The sequence below is a fragment of the Arthrobacter sp. E44 genome, assembly GCF_041877125.1.
Classification (GTDB): Bacteria; Actinomycetota; Actinomycetes; order Actinomycetales; family Micrococcaceae; genus Arthrobacter.
The window spans coordinates 124,848-145,655 of sequence record NZ_JBHDJA010000009.1; the positions used below are offsets into that span (position 1 = coordinate 124,848).

The 20,808-nt window shown below is 66.8% G+C and carries 22 protein-coding genes and 1 riboswitch; of the genes, 9 read left to right on the forward strand and 13 right to left on the reverse strand.

Features of this window, described 5'->3' with window-relative positions; all coding sequences use genetic code 11:
- Positions 1-33: 33 nt before the first annotated feature.
- The 4 genes from ACETK3_RS10215 to ACETK3_RS10230 form a co-directional block, all read right to left on the reverse strand.
- On the reverse strand, positions 34-783 hold the full coding sequence (locus tag ACETK3_RS10215) for a lipoate--protein ligase family protein (protein ID WP_236798497.1): 750 nt from the start codon (positions 781-783) through the stop codon (positions 34-36).
- Positions 784-889: 106 nt separating this feature from the next.
- Positions 890-2,605 (reverse strand): AarF/ABC1/UbiB kinase family protein, encoded by a 1,716-nt coding sequence (locus ACETK3_RS10220; RefSeq protein ID WP_237428247.1) that lies wholly within the window; start codon positions 2,603-2,605, stop codon positions 890-892.
- 8 nt (positions 2,606-2,613) lie between these two features.
- Positions 2,614-3,156 carry a PadR family transcriptional regulator gene (locus ACETK3_RS10225; RefSeq protein ID WP_237428248.1) on the reverse strand — a complete coding sequence of 181 codons (543 nt, stop codon included), beginning with the start codon at positions 3,154-3,156 and terminating at the stop codon, positions 2,614-2,616.
- 75 nt (positions 3,157-3,231) lie between these two features.
- Positions 3,232-4,035, reverse strand: coding sequence for a thioesterase family protein (locus ACETK3_RS10230; protein ID WP_236798499.1), 804 nt, complete (start codon positions 4,033-4,035; stop codon positions 3,232-3,234).
- Between the two features lie 157 nt (positions 4,036-4,192).
- On the opposite strand from ACETK3_RS10230, the gene ACETK3_RS10235 reads away from it, so the two are divergent.
- Positions 4,193-4,870: an endonuclease/exonuclease/phosphatase family protein gene (locus ACETK3_RS10235; protein WP_236798500.1), complete on the forward strand. Its 678-nt coding sequence runs from the start codon at positions 4,193-4,195 to the stop codon at positions 4,868-4,870.
- Positions 4,871-4,923: 53 nt separating this feature from the next.
- On the opposite strand, the gene ACETK3_RS10240 is transcribed toward ACETK3_RS10235, so the two are convergent.
- The gene (locus tag ACETK3_RS10240) at positions 4,924-5,439 is read right to left on the reverse strand and encodes an NUDIX domain-containing protein (RefSeq protein ID WP_237428249.1); all 516 of its coding nucleotides are present in this window, start codon (positions 5,437-5,439) and stop codon (positions 4,924-4,926) included.
- A gap of 53 nt (positions 5,440-5,492) precedes the next feature.
- Entirely contained in the window at positions 5,493-5,684 is a 192-nt protein-coding gene (locus ACETK3_RS10245; RefSeq protein WP_142133702.1) for a DUF1918 domain-containing protein, read from the reverse strand.
- 72 nt (positions 5,685-5,756) lie between these two features.
- Between ACETK3_RS10245 and ACETK3_RS10250 the strand changes: the two genes are divergently transcribed.
- Together ACETK3_RS10250 and ACETK3_RS10255 are read left to right on the forward strand one after the other, a co-directional pair.
- Positions 5,757-6,263: a metallophosphoesterase gene (locus ACETK3_RS10250; protein WP_237428250.1), complete on the forward strand. Its 507-nt coding sequence runs from the start codon at positions 5,757-5,759 to the stop codon at positions 6,261-6,263.
- Between the two features lie 164 nt (positions 6,264-6,427).
- On the forward strand, positions 6,428-7,321 hold the full coding sequence (locus tag ACETK3_RS10255) for a glucose 1-dehydrogenase (protein WP_373992828.1): 894 nt from the start codon (positions 6,428-6,430) through the stop codon (positions 7,319-7,321).
- 37 nt (positions 7,322-7,358) lie between these two features.
- Here the strand turns inward: ACETK3_RS10255 and ACETK3_RS10260 are convergent, their stop codons facing one another.
- Genes ACETK3_RS10260 through ACETK3_RS10270 form a run of 3 tightly spaced genes read right to left on the reverse strand, consistent with a single transcriptional unit; the run spans position 7,359 to position 8,710 of the window.
- Positions 7,359-7,802: a DUF1810 domain-containing protein gene (locus ACETK3_RS10260; protein ID WP_237428251.1), complete on the reverse strand. Its 444-nt coding sequence runs from the start codon at positions 7,800-7,802 to the stop codon at positions 7,359-7,361.
- A gap of 21 nt (positions 7,803-7,823) precedes the next feature.
- Entirely contained in the window at positions 7,824-8,354 is a 531-nt protein-coding gene (locus ACETK3_RS10265; protein ID WP_373992829.1) for a DNA alkylation repair protein, read from the reverse strand.
- The gene (locus ACETK3_RS10270; protein WP_237428253.1) at positions 8,351-8,710 is read right to left on the reverse strand and encodes a TraR/DksA C4-type zinc finger protein; all 360 of its coding nucleotides are present in this window, start codon (positions 8,708-8,710) and stop codon (positions 8,351-8,353) included. Before ACETK3_RS10270 ends, ACETK3_RS10265 begins: the two co-directional genes overlap by 4 nt.
- A 260-nt stretch (positions 8,711-8,970) precedes the next feature.
- Positions 8,971-9,171: riboswitch (cyclic di-AMP (ydaO/yuaA leader) on the forward strand.
- Positions 9,172-9,174: 3 nt separating this feature from the next.
- Here ACETK3_RS10270 and ACETK3_RS10275 point away from each other — a divergent pair.
- The gene (locus ACETK3_RS10275) at positions 9,175-10,014 is read left to right on the forward strand and encodes a LysM peptidoglycan-binding domain-containing protein (protein ID WP_236798507.1); all 840 of its coding nucleotides are present in this window, start codon (positions 9,175-9,177) and stop codon (positions 10,012-10,014) included.
- 109 nt (positions 10,015-10,123) lie between these two features.
- On the opposite strand, the gene ACETK3_RS10280 is transcribed toward ACETK3_RS10275, so the two are convergent.
- From ACETK3_RS10280 to ACETK3_RS10295, 4 genes are all read right to left on the reverse strand, one after another.
- Positions 10,124-11,593 carry a YdiU family protein gene (locus ACETK3_RS10280; protein WP_237428254.1) on the reverse strand — a complete coding sequence of 490 codons (1,470 nt, stop codon included), beginning with the start codon at positions 11,591-11,593 and terminating at the stop codon, positions 10,124-10,126.
- Entirely contained in the window at positions 11,590-12,525 is a 936-nt protein-coding gene (locus tag ACETK3_RS10285; RefSeq protein ID WP_237428255.1) for a ribonuclease Z, read from the reverse strand. The genes ACETK3_RS10280 and ACETK3_RS10285 overlap by 4 nt, the downstream gene beginning before the upstream one ends.
- Positions 12,518-13,027: a DUF664 domain-containing protein gene (locus ACETK3_RS10290; RefSeq protein ID WP_237430512.1), complete on the reverse strand. Its 510-nt coding sequence runs from the start codon at positions 13,025-13,027 to the stop codon at positions 12,518-12,520. Before ACETK3_RS10290 ends, ACETK3_RS10285 begins: the two co-directional genes overlap by 8 nt.
- 63 nt (positions 13,028-13,090) lie before the next feature.
- A complete protein-coding gene (locus tag ACETK3_RS10295) occupies positions 13,091-13,522 on the reverse strand; it encodes a hypothetical protein (protein WP_237428256.1) in 432 nt (143 codons plus the stop codon).
- Between the two features lie 131 nt (positions 13,523-13,653).
- On the opposite strand from ACETK3_RS10295, the gene ACETK3_RS10300 reads away from it, so the two are divergent.
- The 5 genes from ACETK3_RS10300 to ACETK3_RS10320 all read left to right on the forward strand — a co-directional run bounded on the left by ACETK3_RS10300 (position 13,654) and on the right by ACETK3_RS10320 (position 20,791).
- Complete coding sequence (locus ACETK3_RS10300; RefSeq protein ID WP_237428257.1) at positions 13,654-14,799, forward strand: AI-2E family transporter; 1,146 nt, start codon at positions 13,654-13,656, stop codon at positions 14,797-14,799.
- A 107-nt stretch (positions 14,800-14,906) separates the two neighbouring features.
- Positions 14,907-15,770, forward strand: coding sequence for a universal stress protein (locus ACETK3_RS10305; RefSeq protein ID WP_373992830.1), 864 nt, complete (start codon positions 14,907-14,909; stop codon positions 15,768-15,770).
- Positions 15,771-15,833: 63 nt separating this feature from the next.
- Positions 15,834-17,369: a DUF4389 domain-containing protein gene (locus ACETK3_RS10310; RefSeq protein ID WP_373992831.1), complete on the forward strand. Its 1,536-nt coding sequence runs from the start codon at positions 15,834-15,836 to the stop codon at positions 17,367-17,369.
- Positions 17,370-17,457: 88 nt separating this feature from the next.
- The gene (locus ACETK3_RS10315) at positions 17,458-17,925 is read left to right on the forward strand and encodes a universal stress protein (protein WP_237428260.1); all 468 of its coding nucleotides are present in this window, start codon (positions 17,458-17,460) and stop codon (positions 17,923-17,925) included.
- A gap of 94 nt (positions 17,926-18,019) precedes the next feature.
- The gene (locus tag ACETK3_RS10320; RefSeq protein WP_373992849.1) at positions 18,020-20,791 is read left to right on the forward strand and encodes a cation-translocating P-type ATPase; all 2,772 of its coding nucleotides are present in this window, start codon (positions 18,020-18,022) and stop codon (positions 20,789-20,791) included.
- Positions 20,792-20,808 lie beyond the last annotated feature (17 nt).

The following is a 20,808-nucleotide window of genomic DNA, read 5'->3' on the forward strand; positions in this document are numbered from 1 at the left end:
CCATGCGGCGCCGGCCGCACCACTGTTTGCGGGTCATGCCCCCAGGCTGCTGAATGAAGCAGATTCCAGGACGGCATGGCCCGCATACGTTTCCAGCAGGGCCTGCTCAACGGCTGCCACGTCCAGGCCGGGGACCAGGTCATTGGCTGCACCGGCGGTGGCAGGGTCCCAGTCCAGGCCCAGCGCCGCGTAGCTGTCCGTGAGGACCTTACGGATAGGGGCTGAGTCCTCCACCACAATCACGGAGCTGAACAGCCACCCGCCGGAGACCACCCGCTGGGCAGTCCCCACCAGCTTCAGCCGCCGCGAGCTGTCCTGCGGGTCGGTGCCGTGCACGCTGAACTCACCGGGGCAGTACTCCCCCGGGATCTCGCCCACAGCCGCCTGCACCCCCACGCTGCGCAAGGCCGTCGCAAAGAGTTCGCCGAAGTAGCCGAACCGTGCCTTGGAGCCCGCGACGGCATCCGCATCCGGTTCGATATGGTCCACCACCAGCGTGCCCTGGTGGTATGCGGCAGCGCGTCCGCCTGCCCTGCGGACCAGGGGCTCAAAGCCGTTCTCCCGGCAGGCGCGGGCGGCCGCGTCGAAACCCGGCAGCCGGGTGTCCCGCTGCCCGAACGCCACAGTGGGAGCTGGTCGGTACAGCCGCAGGGTGGGCCCTATCCCGCCACTCCTGGCCCTGGCCAACAGTTCCAGGCCAAATTCGAGGTCGCGGCCCGCGCCGAGGGACACGTCCTGCCGCACCACGGTGAGCGGGCGGAGTCCGGTAGCGGTATGGTGCATGGCGAAGCTCCCTGGGCTTTGGCGTCGACGGGTATTGGTGGCGACAGGTTCATTGGCAGCGGCCGGACGGGCCATCCCTAGGGTACGCCCGACGGCGGCACGCGACTTAACGCCCCCGGCGCCCCACCCACAGTGCGTGCAGCAGTGGAACTGCCGATGCTGCCATCAGCACGTTGCCCAGTACCAGGTCGTCGGCGCGGGCGATGGCGCCGGCGATCAGCACGGCGCCGAAGACCACGGCGGAGGCCGAGCGGCGCACGGCCCTTTCCAGCCGGGCCCCCTGCCGCTCCAGCCGGGGAACGGCCACCTCCAGTGATCCCTCTTCGAGCCGGCCGGCCAACGCGTCAAGCCGGCCTGGCAGGCGGAAGGCCACGGCGGCGGCATCGATGGCCTGCCGGGCCACATCCTGCACCACGTTGCCGCGCTCGTCCCGCAGCAGCTGTGCTGCGTAGGGTTCCACCGAGTCCCACAGGTTGAACCGCTCGTCGAGGGCACTGCACACCCCCGACGTCAGGGACATGGCACGGATGATCAGCAGGAAGTTCTCCGGCAGCTGGAACGGCAGCGAGCGGACCACGTCACCGAACTCCACGGCGAAGTCCCGGAACTCCCGCGGGTCCACCTCACGCAGTTCGGCAAACCCCATGCCGCCGAAACGGGCAAAGAGCTGCGTCATGGCCCGTTCCAGGCCCACGCTGTCCGCTGACGGCATCAGGACGCCCACGTCGTTGATGGCCGCCACAAGTCCTTTGCCGTCGCGCGCGGCCGCCGCGATGAGCAGCTTCCGCAGCCCGCTGCGGGTTGAGGCTGTTACTTCCCCCATCATGCCGAAGTCGATGAAGGTCAGCTTCCAGGGATGCTCCCCGGTGCCTGGCGGGACCGGGGTGACGAAGATGTTTCCCGGGTGCGGGTCGGCGTGGAAGAAGCCGTTGGTGAAGAGCTGGTCGAACATGATGGAGGCGAACACCGGCGCAACCTCGGCGGGGTCGATGCCGGCGGCGCGGAGCGCCCGGACGTCGGTGATCTTGATGGCCGTGACGTCCTCGAGGGTCAGCACGCGGCGGGTGGTCCGCTCCCACACCACGCCAGGAACCTCCACGCGGTCATCGCCGGCGAAATCGGCGGCGAAACGCTCTGCATTCACGGCCTCGTGCAGGTAGTCGATTTCCAGGAGGCTGGTCTGGGCGAATTCCTCCACCAGGGCCGGCATGTCGGCCCTGCGGGATACGAGCCGGATGTGGCTGAGCCAGCCGGCCACCTTGCGGAGGGCGGCGAGGTCGACGTCCACGATGGCTCCGATACCCGGGCGCTGCACTTTCAAAACCACGGCGTCGAGCCCGGTGTCCCCCGCGTCAACGTCATTGAGGCGGGCCCGGTGGGCCTGGCCCAGGGATGCAGCGGCGATGGGCGTTTGGTCCACGGACGCGAAAACACCTGCCAGCGGTGTCCCCAGTTCCTGTGCCGCCAGGGCAGAGATGGCCGGGAACGCGACCGGCGGCACTTCGTCCTGCAGCCCCTCCAACTCCTTGGTGATCTCCGGTGGAAGGACATCGAGCCGGGAGGACAGGAACTGGCCCACCTTGATCATTAGTCCCCCAAGTTCCACGGCCAGGTCGTGGAACCGCTGCGCGAAGCGTCGCATCCGCCTGGAGCGGGTGCGCGTGGAGATCCGTCCCAGCCCGATCCTCGGCAGGAACAGTTCGAACCACCACGTGGCGGCGAGGTTCCAGGCGGCGAAGCGCAGGATCCGCCGGTAGCGCCCCCGGTGCTCGCGCACGGGCAGCGAGGGGTCTGCGGCTTTGTCCTGGACGGTCGACGCCACCACCCGGGTCAGTCCTGGGCGAGGATGGCGTAGAGCCGGCGCCGGGCCTCGTCCAGCGCTGCTACGGCCTGCTGCACCTGCTCCGGCGATCCGGTCCGGGCCACCTGGGCTGCCGCCTGGGCCAGCTCGATGCCGGCTTTGGGGAGCGAAGCAATTGCGGTTCCGGATTGGGGACCTGCAGGATCCCAGGGCGCAGCACCGTGGCGGGCCGCCACCTCCTCGCGCCCAGCTTCGGTAAGCGAGTAGATCTTCCGGCCGTTGGATTCCTCGGCGCTGATTGTTCCTTCATCGGCCAGCAGCTGCAGGGTGGGATAGACAGAACCTGCGCTGGGCTTCCAGCTGCCGCCGCTGCGCTCCTCGATTTCACGGATGATCTGGTAACCGTGCATGGGCCGCTCCGCGAGCAGGGCCAGGACCGCCGCCCGCACCTCGCCTTTCCCGGCACGGGTTCCCGTCCGCTTTTCGAACCGCGACCTCAGCTCTTCGACGGCCTGCCACATCCCATCGAAATTACCGGGACCGAATCCGCCTGCAGGGTATGACGAACGCATGATGAACTCCTTTGTCAATCGCGAACGATATACAACGATACTCAGCGATACAGGCGGGCACCATAGCTGGGCAGGTCACGTCCTGCGAAGCGTCAGGATCTGTTCCGCGCGGCCGAAGGGACCCTGCCGGTCGTGCAGCACGGTGGATGTGAGGCCGATCCCGTCGCGGCCGAACGACACAGCGTTGTCCAGCCCCAGCCACTCCCCCTCGGGCCTGCGGTACATGTGGATCTGCAGGTCCAGATTGGGAAACGCGTAGCTGTCCTTGCCCGGTGGGACCCGGGCGGCGATGCCGTTAGCGGTGTCCACCATCCCCATCAGCCGTGCGAAATCCCCGCTGTCGGCGCGGTCGGTGAGTGGATGTTCCGTGCGCAGCCACACTTTCCCTGCGCCCGGCCGGTGTCCTTCGGCGACCCGCATTTCCAGGGACCGGATGTAACCGCCGGGCCAGACGGCTGAGCCGTCATAGGGCTTGCATTCGTCAGGGCCGGGTATGGCGGCGTCCTCGACGGCGGCCACCTCACCCGTGTCACTGGTCAGCATCCGCCACCCGGTGGCGCGGATCGCCGTCCTGCCGCCTGCTACCAGCTCGGCCTGCACAAGTTCGATTGTCCTGCCGGGCCGCAGCGTGGTGGTGTCGATCCTGAACTCACCGCCCGGGATCAGGCCAAGGATCTCATAGCTGATTCGCGCCATCCGCATGTCTTCGCGCGGCTCGTGCCGTTCCAGCCGGTCCGCCAGAAGGCCGGACGCCGGTGCCATGTGCTGTTCATGGACATTCCACGCTCCCTGGGCATGGATGGTGGACCGGAACGCTCCCTCCCCCAGGTCCTGGTAGTAAAAGTTGCCCCCGGCAAGTTCGGGCAGGTCTGCAGTCAAGGCTGGCCCCTTACGAAACGTTCAGTGAATTGCCACTAACTCTATCCTTCACGGGAACGGCGCGCCGGGACGGCCGGCGAAATGTTGGAGGGTGGGGGCGGCAATCGGACTAGAGTAAGGAACTGGTCCTGTCAGCAACCCTCAAAAGAGGTGTTTCATGCGCGTCATCAGCTACAACCTCCGCAAGCACAATGCCAGCGGCGAGCTCCTCGCCCTGGCACGGAACCATGACATCGATGCGCTGTGCCTCCAGGAAGTGGATGCCAGCGACCTTCCCGAAACCCTGGGCCCCCTGCACCTTGCCGATGCCACCAAGGGCAACCGGTTGGGCCTGGCCATCTATTACCGCACCAGCCGCTTCACTGCACTGGACACCCAGTCCTTCGCGTTGAAGAAGTCCATGCATGACAGGGTGCTGGCCCCGGCCCATGAGCGGCTGATCGGCACCAGGGTGATGGACAACGAAACCCAGCATGAGCTGGTGATCGGCTCCTTCCATGCAGCCCCGCTCACTGCCTCCAACTCGTTGCGGCGCAAGCAGATCCACGCAGCGCACGCCGAGCTGCTGAGCATGGGCAAGGGCCTGATGACCCTGATGGTGGGTGACTTCAACTACCCGTTCTTCACCAAGAACCTTGACATGCATATGAAGAACTCCGGATACGCCCTGTCCCTCAGCAACAGGCGGACCTACACCAGGTACAAGGTGTTCAAGGGCCACTTCGACTTCGCCACGTCACTGGGCCTGGACATCGCCAGTGTGGAGACGCTGCCGCGCGGCAATTCGGACCACCTGCCCATCCTGGTGACGGCCGAGTACGGCGAAGGCTACTAGCAGCGGCGCAGGCCGGGGTTCAGCAGCGTTCCCCGTTCACCAGGACTCCCCGTTTACCAGGACTCTCCGGAGTCCAGCCGCGCCAGCAGTTCCGGCCAGGCCGCCGCGAAACCCGGATGCAGCTCCAGGGCGTCCACCTCGGCTACCGGGATCCAGAGCAGCGCAATGCTTTCGGGATCGCTGATAACGGGCTCGAAGGACTCCAGCACCCGCACCACCACGGTGGTATAGGACCAGTAGCCGTGGTCCAGGACCGAGGTGAACAGCACTTCCACGCTCTCCGACGGGACGGCCGCCTCCTCGTAGGCCTCGCGGAGCGCGCCGTCCACCGCTTCTTCGCCCTCATGCAGCGCCCCGCCGGGAAGGCCCCAGGTTCCCCCGTTGTGGCTCCAGACGGCGCGGTGCTGCAGGAGCACCCCCTTGGCAGGGTCGTAGGCCAGGACGCCGGCCGCACCGAACCTGCCCCAGTACCGGCCCCGGTCCCCTTCCACCCAGGCGTCACCCGGGTCGCGCGGACCGGAGCGGGGCGGTGGGGTGGATGACGTGCTGGAGTACGGAAAGTGGTCCATTCGTCCAGTCTGACAGGTGGAGCGGCGGGGCGCAGTCCCGCTTGCACCGCCGGTCAGGTGTTGTGTGCGCGGTCGACGGCGAAATCGCCGCCGGGATACATGACCGTTTCGTGCCCGTCGTCAAAGCGGACAACATAGGGCGGGCTTCCGCCTTCGCCGCGGACTTCCAGGATCACCCCGTGCCGGTCCGAGGACCCTACGGTCCTTCCGTGCACGACGATGCGGTCGCCTTGGGCTGCCTCCATGGCAATCACCTCCCAGCCCCAGAGTACGACTGCGGCGGGCGCGGGAACAGAGCTTCATGGCAGGATGCGGATATGCCCTTGAACCTTGTCCTCATCGCCGATACCCACGTGCCAAAACGCGCCAAAGACCTTCCCGCCCAGGTGTGGCGGGCCGTTGAAAATGCCGATGTGGTGCTCCACGCCGGTGACTGGGTGGACGCAGCGCTGCTGGACGAATTCGAGCGCCGAAGCAGGCGTCTGCTGGGCGTGTATGGGAACAATGACGGCGCGGAGCTGCGCCGCCGCCTTCCTGAAACGGCCAGCGCGACCTTGGAGGGCGTCCGGTTTTCGATGGTCCACGAGACAGGGCAGGCGAAGGGCCGCGAACTGCGGTGCGAAGCGTTGTATCCGCAAGCCGATGTCCTGGTGTTCGGGCACAGCCACATTCCCTGGGACACCGCGTCGCCGAACGGGCTGCGGCTGCTGAATCCCGGGTCGCCCACGGACCGCCGCCGGCAGCCCTCCTGCACATTCATGGAAGCGAAGGTCGACGGCGGGCGGTTGGCGGAGGTCAGGCTGGTGGAAGTACGGCGGGACTGACGCGGCCACGCCGAAGGACCGCTTGGCAGGGCGGGGTTTCATTGCCTAGGCTGGGAACCGTAAGCATGCTTAGCTTTTTGGCTTGCTGTGATCCATTAATCGCAGGCTGCTTCAATTTCCGGGGCGACGAACCAGCCCGAGTCCGCACGAACAGGAGGACCACCATGACTGACCAGTACACCTTCCGTAATCCCGTGACTGCCTACGAAAAGATTTCCCCGCCCAAGCAGCACCAGCCCGAGCCGGGCCTCGACGCCGAATTGACGCCCAAGGCTGACCTGGGCGAAGAAACGTACCGCGGAACGGGACGGCTGGAAGGCCGCCGCGCCATCGTGACCGGCGCGGACTCAGGCATCGGCGCCGCAACTGCCATTGCCTTTGCAAGGGAAGGCGCCGACGTCGTCCTTTCCTACCTGCCCCAGGAAGAGGAGGACGCCTCCCGCATCGCCGGGATCATCGAGGCTGCGGGCCGCAAGGCCGTCAAGGTGCCGGGCGACCTCAAGGATTCCGCCACATGCCGGGAAGTCGTTGATACGGCGGTTGCCGTGCTGGGCGGGGTGGACATCCTGGTCAACAACGCCGGGAAGCAGGTGGCCCAGGAGGACCTGCAGGACATCACCGACGAGCAGTTCGACCACACCCTCAAGACCAACGTGTATGCGATGTTCTGGTTGACCAAGGCCGCCGTCCCGCACATGCCGGCCGGCTCAACCATCATCAACACCACCTCCATCCAGGCGTACAACCCGTCCCCCACCCTGGTGGACTACGCCACCACCAAGGCCAGCATCAACAACTTCACCAAGGGACTGGCACAGCAGCTGGCACCCAAGGGAATCCGGGTGAATGCCGTGGCCCCGGGTCCCATCTGGACGCCATTGCAGGTCAGCAGTGGCCAGCCCAAGGAGCAGCTGCCGGAATTCGGCCAGTCGACTCCCCTGGGCCGGGCAGGACAGCCCGCGGAGCTGGCACCCGCCTACGTCTTCCTGGCTTCACCCGAGTCCAGCTACGTGGTAGGGGAACCACTGAACGTCAACGGCGGCAGCCCCACGCCCTAGCCGGTTCCCCGGGCCTGGCTGATCCGCCAACCCGGCGTCAGCCAGCGGCGTGGCCAGCCAGGATCTCATCGGTGGCAGGGTCAGGCTCGCCGTCGAAGAACTGGGCCAGGACAGTCTTGAACACTGTTTCTCCGGGTGCCGCCCGGAGAAACAGTGTCATGGACGACCGCAGCTTCCTGGCATCAATGCCGCCGAAGATGTCCTCCGCGGACTGGTCTGCATGGTTGGCCAGGACCAGGGCGCACTCCAGGAGCCGCGGCCCCAGTACCTCATGATCCAGGTAGGCACGGGCCTCTGCGAGTGAGGAGATGGCGTATTTGCGGGACATTGCGCTCTGCCCCAACCCGGAGATCTGCGGGAAGATGAACCACATCCAGTGGCCGGACTTCCTGCCGACCTGCAGCTCCCCCAGCGCCTGGTCATAGGTGCCGCCGCTGTTTTGCGCGGCAACAAAACGGTCAAGGTCAAAGTGCTCATTCATGCGGATCTCCCGGTTTCGAGGTCAAAGGGTCAAATCTTTTTCAAGGGCGGCTGCCGCCGCCTGAAGCTGCGGGTCGGGGTCGTCCCGCCACCGGGCCAGGACCGCGTTGGCCCGCTGCCGCTCGCGCTCCCCGAGGCCGGACAGCAGCGGCACCAGGACGTCGCCCAGGAGGGGCTGGATCAGGTCTGCAGCCTGGGCAGAACGAAGGAAGCCTTCCAGCCGGGTCAGGTCCGAGTGCCTGAGCAGCCGCACCCGTGACTGCAGCAGCACCACGGCCGCCAACCGGCGCTCAAACACGGGGCGGGAGCCGGGCCGGGGCTGTCCCCACAGGGTGGACGCAAGCATCACCGTGGTGTCGTGGTCCAGGTCCTTGAATTTGCGCAGGGCATCGCGCACCGTGCCGCGCACCGCTCCGATGGAGGAACCGTAAGAGTCCAGCACCCAGCCAAGCCGGTTCCCGACGTCGTCCGCCCGGTACCAGGCGCCCTCGTTCTGGAGGGTCCGGTCAACGAACTCCGCCGCCGCGGACACCACATCCGCAGGGCCAGTCATCGTCCCCGACCGGACGAGGCGTGGCGGATACAAAACGGTGTCCAGGGCCGCGCTTCCAGCCTGCCCTCCGCAATGGGCTCCCCGCACACGGCGCAGGTTCCATAGGTCCCCGCTGCCAGGCGGGCCAGCGCCGCGTCAATCTGGTCCAGGCCGGCCGAGCTCTGCTTCAGGAGCGCCGAAGCCTGCGAGAGCTCAAACGCGATCGTGGCCCCTTCGGGGTCGTGCTCGTCATCGACATTGGAGTCCTGCCGGGCCGAATTCGCTGCCTGGATGTCAGCCCGCAGCGCCGGCAGCAACTCCAGGCGCCGCGCCCGCTCCTCTTCGAGCAGTACCCGGAACCGGTCGAAATCTGGCATGCAAACAGCCTAGCGGTCGGATCGCGGAGCGCCTGAATGGAAACGGCCAGTTCCATGGAGCCGCGGCAAACATCCCGTGTCCGTGTCCGGGCCGTTACCTGTCCTGCAAGCCCGGCTATTAGCCGAGGTCGACACCGATAACAGCCGTAACGTCCAAACGTTTGCGGAATTCGAGAGGGAAACCTCGTATGTTATCCAAATGTGACAATGCCACCGCATGTGGGTTATGGTCTTCAGGTGTCCCTCTCAGACGGGACATTCCCATCAGTATGCCGAGCCCTGCCACTGATCATGGGATACAACCGCTCCAGCTGGCAGGGACGGGGGAACCAAGTTTCCGCGGCCACTTGTGGCCTTGGGGTTAAGTCGATAGCGCCTCCGTCCATTACGGGGTTGCTTCCGGCCGGGTATCTCCAGCCCGAACCCGACAGCTCACCCCGCAGGCATGGGAGAGGCGATCAACCGTGTCAAAAAATTCCACCACTGCCCGTCACCGCGCAACTCCGGCCCGCTCCATTGTTCTCGAGGGCCTCGCCGTGACAGCCAAGTCCCAGGCCCGCTCGCTGGGCCGCCCCGCGCTCGCAGTTGCTGCAGCGTCCGGCATTGCCTTCGGCGTCGGCGCCCCGGCCCACGCCGGTGTCACCGGCCCTGACACCACGGAAAAGACCAACGTGCAGGCGTACTCCGCACCTGTTGCGGCCCCGGCAGCGGCAGCAGGCAGCGTCCACACCGTAGTTTCCGGCGATACCCTGGGTGCCATTGCGTCTGCTAATGGCGTCAGCCTGAACAGCGTCCTGTCCGCCAACGGACTGGGCCTGTCCTCGATCATCTACCCGGGCGACCAGATCCAGATCCCCGCCGCCGGCTACACCGCGGCACCGGCACCGGCTCCGGCCCCTGCAGCAGCACCCGTGCAGACCGCAGCCGCCGCTCCGGCCAACACCGGCATGAACATGTCCTACGCCTCGGCCACCCCCGTGTCCGCCCCCACCGGCAGCGGCACCGGCGCTGCCATCCTGGCAAACGCCTACGGCCAGCTGGGCATCAAGCAGGACTGCACTGCCATGGTTGAGAAGGCGCTGCGCTCGGTGGGCAAGTCCGTTGGCGATCTTGCCCCCACCCAGTTCTTCCAGTACGGCACCGTGGTCGGCGCTCCTGCGCCCGGCGACCTGATCATCACCTCCGGCCACGTTGGCGTTTACGCCGGCAACGGCCAGGTTGTCAGCGGTGGCGTGAACGGCTACGACACCCAGGTGCACTCCATCAGCTGGCTCGGCGGCTACTCAGCGGTCCGCGTCGCCTAGTCTTCGCATCACCGCAGGCGCCCAACAGCGCAGGCATTAGACAGGAGGGCGGCAGCCGGTCATCCGGCTGCCGCCCTCCTGTCGCATCCGCCGCCTGCCCCCGCAGCCGTCAGGTCCCGCAGAAGGTCATATAGTTGCCGAAGTCCTCGGGGGCGCCTTCGGCGTAGCGTTCCAGCCCGGGCCGCTCGGTGAAGGGGTCACTGACTGCCTCCAAAAGCTGCTGCAAGGGTGACAGGTCTCCGGCCGTGGCAGCGGCCAATGCCTCCTCCACGAGGTGGTTCCTGGGAATGTACGCCGGGTTGACGTTGTCCATCAGCTCCGCGTCCGGTTCGAGTGCCTGCCACCGCTCCGCCCAGGAATCAAACGCAGCCAGATCAAGAACCATGCCGCGCACCGGACGAAGGTCGCCACGGGCGGCCTTGCCCAGGTTACGGAAGAAGAGGGTGTAGTCCACGGGACCGTCCTTCAGGATGGCAAGGGCGCCGTCCACCAAAGCGGACGTGGTTTCCTCGTCACTTCCCCCGCGGCTGCCAAGGCCGAGCTTGGCATTCATGCCACCGGTCCACGCCCTGCTGTAGTGGCCCCGGAAGCCGCCGAGCACCTCCACTGCGGGCGCAACCGCCTGCTCCTGGTCTTCGTGGATAAGCGGCAGCATCGCCTCCGCCAGCCGGGCAAGGTTCCATTCGGCCAGAACCGGCTGGTTGGCGTAGGCGTAGCGGCCGCTGACGTCGATTGAACTGTAGACGGCCGCAGGATTGAAGGCATCCATGAACGCACAGGGGCCGTAGTCGATGGTTTCCCCTGAGATGGTCATGTTGTCCGTGTTCATGACCCCGTGGACGAATCCCACCAGCATCCAGCGGGCCACCAGTTCCGCCTGCGCGGAGACGACCGACCCGAACAGTGCCAGGTAGGGGTTTTCGGCTTCCGCGGCCTGGGGGTAGTGCCTGCTGATGGCATGGTCCGCCAAGCGCTTCAGAAGGTCGAGGTTCTCGGTGGCACGCGCATATTGGAAGCTGCCCACGCGCAGGTGGCTGCTTGCCACCCTGGCCAGGACGGCGCCCGGCAGCATACCGTCGCGCCGGACCTGGCGGCCCGTGCCCACGACGGCGAGTGCCCTGGTGGTGGGAATGTGCAGGGCGTACATAGCCTCGCTGACGAGGTATTCGCGCAGCATGGGCCCGACGACGGCCCTGCCGTCCCCCGCGCGGGCGAAAGGCGTGCGTCCAGAGCCTTTGAGGTGGATGTCCAGGAGTCGTCCGCTCCGGTCCGTGACCTCGCCCAGCAGAAGCGCCCGCCCGTCACCGAGCAGGGGCGAGTATCCGCCGAACTGGTGGCCGGCGTAAGCCTGCGCCACCGGTGTGGCGCCAGGAGGAACGTGATTTCCCACCAGGAGCCGCACGCCTTCGGGACTGCGCAGGTACTCCGCGTCCAGGCCCAAGTCACGCGCCAGTTTCTCGTTGAGGACAAGGAGGCCGGGGCTGGGGGCCTCCTCGGCCTGCCAGGGAACAGCGAGTTCCGACAGTTCACGCGCGAAGCGGCCGTCAAAAGCCACCATGGATTCAGCTGCTGCCGTCATGGTTTAACCCTATCGCCGTCATAATGGTCCGCTGATTCCCGCACCTGGTGCCGCCGCGGAGGCACGGCTATGCGCTGCAGGTCATGGGCTGCGATGACCGTGGTCCCTGCAGCACGTGCCTGCGCCTGCTCCGCAAGCAGGGACATGTCGTCGCCATACCGTGCGGAAAAATGGGTGAGCACCAGCGTCCGGGACTTTCCGGACGCCGCCAGCTCCCCTGCCTGCCCGGCGGTCAGGTGCAAGTACTGGTGCGCCAGCCCGCCGTCGTCGTTGCTGAATGTCGATTCGCTGACCAGAAGGTCCGTGCCCTCGGCCAGTTCCTCCGCGCCGGCGCACGGCGCGGTGTCCATGATGAACGCGAAGCGCTGGCCGGGCCTGGGGACGCTTACGTCCTCCAACGCGACTGCGCCGAAGAAGCCTTGGCGCTGCAGTCGGCCCACGTCAGGCCCTTCGATTCCTGCCGCCCGGAGCCGTTCCGGAAGGAAGGTGCGGCCGTCAGGCTCGGTGAGCAGGTATCCGTACGTCTCGATGCGGTGCCTCAGCGGCCGGATCTCCAGGCCGTCCGCCACGGGTCCGGCGCCGGAGTGCGGATGGAGCCGCAGGTCGATACCGGGCGAACTGACAGCCACGAGGGCCTGGACAATCTGTTCGCCGGAGGCAGGATAGTGAAGGTGAACGGGGTGTGAAGCACCGTCCAGGGCCATTCGGGACAGGACCCCCGGCAGGCCGTAGCAGTGGTCTCCGTGCACGTGGGTGAGGCAGATCCTGGTGATCTGGCTTGCCGCCACCCCGGCATGGATCATTTGGCGCTGGGTGCCCTCGCCGGGGTCGAACAAGAGTCCTTCGCCGTCCCAGCGCAGGAAGTACCCGTTGTGGTTCCGTGTGCGGGTGGGAACCTGGGAAGCCGTGCCCAGCACCACGAGTTCACGCACTTGGGGCGTCTGCCGGCTCCGCGTGCAGCCCTTTGGCATATGCTGCCTGGCCGAGGTGCTGGAGGCAGTCCCCCAGGATGCTGACCAGCCGCACTCCGAGGGTTACCGGCGGATCCCAATGTTCGTCGACCACGCGGTCCAGGTCCGGATCATCAATACCCTGCAGGACCTTGGCGGTCTGCCGGTGGACCGCCTCGTAGTATTCCTGCAGGAGCCCGCGGGGCGCCCTGACTGCGTCCACCTGTTCACTGGAGTGGCCGTAGCCCGTGTCCCGTTCCGCAAGCGGGAGCCCGAAACGGGATACAAAGCCTTCTCCCGTCCAAACCTGCTCCAGCCCGGAGGCGGAGGCCACCTGTGCATCTTCCACCCGGCCCGTATGCCAGATCAGCCAGCCGATGGAATTGCCGTTACCGGCAGGACGGCGCTGCAGGTCCGCCTCGTCCAGCCCTTCCAGTGCCTGGCGGACAAGTGAAGGAAGCCGGTCGAAGGCCTCCAGCAGCAGTTTTTGGAGTGCATCTCTTTCCTTCCCGCGGTCCGGGCCCCGCGGGCCCGGACCCTTGGACCGCTATCGTTCCAGGTCGTCCGGCTCAAATTGGCTGAGCGGGGAGCCGCCGAAGTTTTCCTCGTCGTCGCTGGCGTCCGCTTCGGGACCTGTGGGGTTTTCGCCGAAATCGACGTCGGCCGCAGCCTCCCCCAGCGTGGGCGTACCGGGGGGCACCTGTTCATCGCCGGAGCGGTAGCGGGCCTGCGCGCTTTCGTCCCGCAGCGTCTGCTCGCTCAGGAAGTCCTCTTCTTCTCCCGAGACGGCCTCATTCTGCAACAGGGGGTCTTCCTGCCAGCGTTCCGGATTGTTCTCCGCAGCGCCCGGGTAGCTGTCGGGTTCCCCCATCACAGGGTCCAGTTCCAGCGACGATGCCGCGCCGGGAGTTTCGTCGAGAAGCACATCGTCCTCCTCCACAACTTCCAGCTCATCGTCGGGGACGTTCTGCTCAGTCATGATGATGCCTTTCCTGTTGCCGTTCAGCGGACAATAGTAAGCATACTGACGAACTGGCTTGGATGTGAACCGTCCTGGGTAAGGAACAGGCAAATGGGGCAGAAAACGTGATGGCCAGCAAGGAGAATCGCATGGAACCCAAAATGTCCCCCGACGGGCCCCCGGCACAGCCGCCCCGGCCCCAGTCCTTCGCCGCCCGGATGTCCCTCCTATGGACCGACGCATTGGGCCGGGCCGGCATCCGGGCCATCCAGGCACTGTCCGTCCTGGCACTTGCCTGGGTGGCGGTGACGGCCGCCATCCGTGTCCCGCTGGTCACCATCCCGGTGCTGGTTGCGTTAATCCTGGCGTCGGCAATGGCTCCTGCCGTCCGCTGGCTCGCGGCTCGGGGCTGGCCCCGCGCCTTGGCGGTGCTGTCTTCCTTCCTGGTGATCCTGGCGGTGGCGGCCGGAGTGGTGGGTGGAATCATCGCCCTGGTGAGGCAGCAGGCCTCCGTCCTGGCTGCCCGGGCAGAAGCAGGCATTGGCCAGCTGCAGCAATTCATCACCACCGGCCCTGTGGCCCTTACCAGTGACCAGATCGACGCAGCCCGCGGCGAGTTCCAGAAGTTTTTGGCTGGAGGAACCCTGGGCGCCGACGCGCTGACGGGCCTGCGGACGGCCGGGGAGATTGTGGCAGGTTCAGTCCTGACAGCCGTGATCCTGTTCTTTTTCCTCAAGGACGGCGAGAAGATCCGGGGGTTCCTGATCGGATTCCTCCCGGGGACCCGCCAGGGCAAGGCACATTTGGCGGCCGAACGCAGCATCGTGGTGCTGGGCGGCTACGTCCGGGGGACACTCATTATCGCAGCCATTGACGCCGTCATCGTCCTTACCGGGCTCCTGATCCTGCGGGTTCCGTTGGCGGTCCCCCTCGCCGCAGTGGTCTTCCTGGGTGGTTTCATACCGATTATCGGCGCAACCACCGCCGGCAGCCTGGCGGTGCTGGTGGCCCTGGTGGAGAACGGACCGGTTCCCGCGCTGGTGGTCCTGGTGATCCTCGTTGCTGCCAACCAACTGGAACACCACCTCCTCCAGCCCCTCTTCATGGGCCGGGTCCTGAGGATCCACGGGCTGGTGATCATCCTGGCACTGGCCGCGGGGGCAACGCTGGCCGGCGTCATCGGTGCGCTGCTGGCCGTGCCGCTGACCGCCGTCGGCTGGACCATCTACAAGACGCTGGCCGACAGGGACACACCCGGCCCGGAGCCTATTGCTCCGGCCGCGCCCGGGGCGTGAAGCGCCCCTGAACAGCGCTTCCGTGACTTTCGGCCCTAGAGAGCCGGCGGAACCCGGGCCAGTCTTGAATGGCAGAAGCCAGTTCACGACAGGCAGGAAGTGCGGCCATGACATCCCGGAAACCCATCGCTGTGGGCACCAACGACTCAGCACAAAGCCAGGCCGCCGTCGTGTGGGCCGCCCGCCGCGCCCACCGTGCGGACCTGCCGCTGGTAATCCTCCATGTGGTGGACGACCGGTGGGTTGCCGAACCGTATCCGTGGTTTGGAACGCTTCAGCAGGCCGGGGAGGAACTCCTGAAAACAGCCGCCGGACGCCTCGAAGGAACGGTTACAGTTACCCCTGAAACGGAGTTGTTGACCGGCAGCGTGGGCGGGTCCCTTGCCAAGTACTCCAAGAGGACCTCGATGATGGTAATCGGTTCGGGCAGCGGCCACTTCGGCGGCACCCTTGCCGACCGCGCACTCCAGGTGGCCACAGCCGCCAAGGTCCCTGTCGCCGTCGTCGGAACCCAGGACCTTGAAGGCAGGGCCGGAGTGGTGGTCGGCATCGACGGATCCCCCGAGTCGACCCAGGCCGTCGCCTTTGCGGCCGCGGAGGCAGACCGCGAAGGCGACGAACTCACTGTCGTTTATGCCGTTGATGTCCCGGATCCTGTCATCGACGCCGGCCTGTCGCCCGCAGCCATGGCGGACCTCATCGCTGACGAGGAACGCGTGGTGCTGTCCGAAGCGGTGGCAGGGCTCAAGGAAGACTACCCGGACCTGATGGTGCACCAGCGCCTTGATACCGAACGGCGCGCGGTGGACGCCCTGGTGGAGGCCGCAGCCGGGGCAAGGCTGCTGGTGGTGGGCAGCCGCGGCCGGGGCGCCTTTAAACGCCTCCTGCTCGGTTCCACCGCTCACGGCGTCCTCAAGCACCTTCCGTGCCCCGTGATCATCACCCGGACTGACGCTGCCCGCACGATGTAGGCTGCACCGCCTGCCGGTCCTCCTGCCGGCACTCCGTATTCCGTACGCCGAAGGTTCGACGCCATGAAAAAGCCCGCTGCCATCATCATGCTGATCCTCGGGATCCTCATCACGCTCCCCGGTTTGGCCGCACTGGCGGGCGGAGCCGTGGCCTCAGCGGTGGGAACCATCCAGGGCGACGGCTACCTGACGTCCGGTACGTCACGGTTTTCCGTCAATTCCTTTGCCCTCACCTCGCCTCGGGCCGACGCCATCGGCGAGGACGTTCCCGGCAGGCTGCCCTTTGACATCGGAAAGCTGAGGCTGCGGGCTGCATCAGTAACGCCGGACAAGCCCGTGTTCATTGGCATTGGCCGGCAGGCCGACGTGGAGCAGTACCTGTCAGGCGTGCATCACTCGGAGCTGCTGAACATCCGGCAGCAGCCCTTCCGTGCGGACTACCGCGACGTTCCGGGCAACAATCCTGCATCCCCGCCTGCCGACCAGCGCTTCTGGAGCGCCTCCGCAACAGGATCCGGGCAGCAGGAGCTCACCTGGAACATCGCGCCCGGCGCCTGGGAAGTGGTGGTGATGAACGCCGATGCCTCCCAAGGGGTGGATGTGCGGCTGCAGGCAGGCTTCCACTCGGACCTCTTCCAGCCGGCAGCAACGGGCCTGCTGGTAGGCGGGATCATTGCCTTGGTGATCGGCATTCCCCTCATCATCCTGGGGGCGTCCGGCCTTGGACGGCACGCCGCGCATCCTTCCGCAGGACCACCTGCCGGTGAGCCTCCCTACAGCGGGCCGGCGGAAGGCGCACCTGTGTACCCGGCGCCGGTGGTCGGAGCACCCCCGGCACCCGGGGCCGCGCCGCCCTCTGAAACCTTCACCCCGGTGCCAGGTGCCCCCGGCTACCCCGCAAGGCTCTTCGGGGACATCGACCCGGCCCTGTCGCGGTGGATGTGGCTGGTGAAGTGGTTCCTGGCGATTCCGCATTTCATCCTGCTCTTCTTCCTCTGGTTCGCCTTCGTCATCACCACCATCGTGGCCGGGTTCGGCATCCTGTTCACCGGCCGCTACCCGCGGGCACTGTTCGACTTCAACGTGGGCGTCATGCGGTGGAACTGGCGGGTGGCGTTCTACGCCTACGCCGCCGTCGGCACGGACCTGTACCCGCCGTTCACACTGAAGCGCACCAATTACCCCGCCGACTTTGACGTCGACTACCCGGAGCGGCTGTCCCGCGGCCTGGTCCTGGTGAAATGGTGGCTGCTGTCGATCCCGCACCTGCTGGTGGTCGCTGCCTTTACCAACACCACGTGGCGGTGGCGGGCGGAAAACAACTTCGGCGGGACGACATATGTCCAGGAAGCGGGCCCGTCCCTGCTGGGGCTGCTGGTCCTGATAGCGGCAGTGATCCTGCTGTTCACGGGCCGCTACCAGCGCCCGCTGTTCGATTTCATCCTCGGCGTTGACCGCTGGATCTACCGGGTCCTGGTGTACACCGCACTGATGCGGGACGAATATCCGCCGTTCCGGCTGGACCAGGGCGCAACCGAACCGGCACGGTCCGGGGTGGCCATTCCGCCGGCCGGTGTGCCCCCTGCCGGGGCGCCGTGACCTTGGACCCTGGCCCGGTCCCACTTGTGCAGGCAAGATAGGCGTGACAGCGCGGGTTAAAGCAAGCGGGCGGACCAAGGGAGCGGAAATGAGCATTGCCGGGGCACCAATAGCCAGGATCGTGGTGGGCGTTGACGGATCGGAAGCATCCGTGGAGGCCCTTCGCCAGGCGCAGCGGCTCGCCACTCCCCTGGGCGCAAAGGTCCAGGCAGTGGCCTGCTGGGAGTACCCGCAGATGTACAGCGGCTACGTCATGATGGGCATCGAGGGCTTCGAGGAGGGCGCCAGAAAGGTCCTGGACGAGGCCGTGGTGCAGGCGTTCGGAGCGGAGACGCCGGCAAATGTCACCTCGTCGTTGATCCGGAGCCACCCCCGTGAAGCGCTGATCGATGCCAGCCGCGACGCGGACATGATCGTGGTGGGGCGCCGCGGGCACGGCGGGTTCGGTGGCCTGCTCCTGGGCTCCGTAAGTTCCGCCATCGTGGCCCACGCCCATTGCCCGGTCCTGGTGGTGCACACACCAGAGGAGCACTCCGAAGACGCCGGAAACCACTGACCAGGACAGCTGCGAAGACGGTAATTAACGTCCGGGGCGGGTGAGCGCGGTGCCGGCCGGTGAAGTACGACGGCGGACCACCGGGAAGGGGCGGTTGAGGAGCCCGGAGCCTGGATCCGGCCGCCGGAGGCAGGACGGCCCTCCGGATCCTGCCCACCACGGTCTCCCGGTCCACGAAGTGGTGATCCTGCTTGGAACGGACGCCGCCAGGGGCCTGGGCCATGGCGAGGTAGAGCGCCGACGCGCCCAATTCGGGAGAAACGAGCTACCGCGGTCACACAGTGGAGGCATTGCCCGCAAACTGGGACGCCAGTTCAACAACCCGCTGGTCTATGTCCTGTTGGCCGCCGCCGTGGTTACCGTGTTCCTTGGCGAATTCCTGGACTCTGCAGTCATCCTCGCCGTGGTCCTGGTTAACACGCTGATCGGTTTCGTCCAGGAGGTGCGGGCAGAAGCAGCCTTGGATGCCCTCCATTCGCTGGTCCGCACACATGCCACCGTAATGCGTGGCGGCGAACGGATGCAGGTCCCCTCCGAAGACCTGGTCCCCGGCGACCTTGTGCTGCTCGAGGCGGGAGACAAGGTACCCGCCGACCTGCGCCTGGTGCGCCTGTCCGCCCTCCGGGTGGACGAATCCGCGCTCACGGGAGAATCGGACCCTGTGGCCAAGGACGAGGTGGTACTCCCCCAGGTCACGCCCGTGGCCGACCGGAGGAACATGCTGTACAGCGGCACACTGGTGACCGCCGGCACCGGCGCAGGAATCGTCGTCGCCGTCGGCGGTGAAACCGAACTCGGCGAGATCCACCGCCTCATGGGCGCCGTCCGCCCCGTGGCCACACCTTTGACCCTGAAGCTGGCACGCTTCAGCACCACGCTCACCATCGCCATCCTTACCCTCGCTGCCGTAGCCTTCCTCGCCGGCCTGGCACATGGGGAACGCCCGGGACAGATGTTCACCGCCGCCGTCGCGCTGGCCGTGGGCGCCATTCCGGAGGGTCTTCCCGCCGCCGTCACGGTAACGCTTGCCATCGGCGTGCGCCGGATGGCCCGCCGCCGTGCCGTGGTCCGCCGGCTTCCAGTGGTGGAAACGCTGGGCAGCACCACGGTCATCTGCTCCGACAAGACAGGCACCTTCACGGAGAACCAGATGACAGTCCGGGCGCTCTGGACGCCCTCGGGCAGGTACGACGTCACGGGTTCCGGCTACGGACCGGAGGGCCTCATCATCCCTTCAGCCGGAGACGGCACCGGCGGACAGGCACCCGGCGCGGCAACGCGGCCGGCAGACCGGGATGCTGCCCTGTACTGGTCCCTCCTGGGTGGTGCCGCCTGCAACGACGCAACCATCCGGCCCGAGGGGTCCGGATGGCAGGTTCGGGGTGACCCTACCGAGGCGGCGATGTTGGTGGCGGCAGGGAAAGGCGGCATCCGGGTCCGGGAATTCCTGGCCGCCAACCCGCGGCAGGCCGAGCAGCCGTTCACCTCCGAGCGGCAGTTCATGGCAACACTGCACACTTCAACGCTCCCCCACGGCGGCGGAACGGTGTTCGTCAAGGGCGCCGTGGAACGGGTCCTGGAACTCTGCGGCCACGAAATGGACACCGACGGCGGCGCCAGTCCCCTCCACAGGCATTCGGTGCTCAGCGCCGCACACGCGCTCGCAGACACCGGGCTGCGGGTGCTGGCCACTGCCATGATGCGCCTCCCCGCTACCGGCGGTCCCCTTTCCACCATGGAATTGCGGGGCCGGATGACCTTTACCGGACTCCAGGGCATGCATGACCCACCGCGGCCGGCCGCCGCGGCCTCCGTTGCGGCCTGCCGGCGTGCCGGCGTGGGCGTCAAGATGATCACGGGAGACCACATACGGACGGCGGTGACCGTGGCCGCGGCGGTGGGGCTGGCCGCAGACCATGATGCCGGAACTGCCCTGACGGGGGCCCAGCTGGACGACATCCCGGCAGACCGGTTCCCGGATGCCGTGGAGCGCGCCACGGTTTTTGCACGGGTTTCGCCTGAACAGAAGCTTCGCCTTATCGATGCCCTGCAATCCCGCGGGCACGTGGCCGCCATGACCGGCGACGGCGTGAACGACGCCCCCGCCCTGCGGCAGGCGAACGTGGGCATCGCGATGGGACGCACCGGAACCGAGGTGGCCAAGGAGGCCTCGGACATCGTCCTGACTGACGACGACTTCGCCACCATTGAAGCAGCGGTCGAAGAGGGCCGGAATGTCTTCGACAACCTGACCAAGTTCATCGTCTGGACCCTCCCCACCAACATGGCCGAGGGATTGGTGATCCTCGTGGCCATCCTGCTGGGCGCTACGCTGCCCATCCTGCCCACCCAGATCCTCTGGATCAACATGACCACCGCCGTCGCCCTTGGACTGATGCTCGCCTTCGAGCCGAAGGAGCAAGGCCTGATGTCCCGACCGCCCAGGGCACCGGACCGCCCCCTCCTGACGTGGGCGCTCACCGTTAGGATCCTGCTCGTGTCGGCCCTGCTGGTGGCCGGGGCCTGGTGGCTCTTCGAACACGAAGCGGCCGTCGGCGCATCGGTGGCGCAGGCCCGCACCTCCGCAGTGAACCTCTTCGTGGCGGTGGAGGTGTTCTACCTCTTCAGCTGCCGGTCCTTGACCCGCCCCGCCTGGCGGATAATGCCCTTCGGCAACCGCTGGCTGCTCCTCGGCGTCATGGTCCAGACAGCCGGCCAACTGGCCCTCACCTACGTCCCGCTGATGAACGAACTCTTCCACACCGCCCCCATCAGCGCAGAGGCGTGGTTGCGGATCTTCGGCCTGGCGCTGTTGGCCTCCCTCGTCGTCGCCCTGGACAAGCGCTTCCGGCGCCGTGGCTTTTAATTCCGCGGGCATCAAGG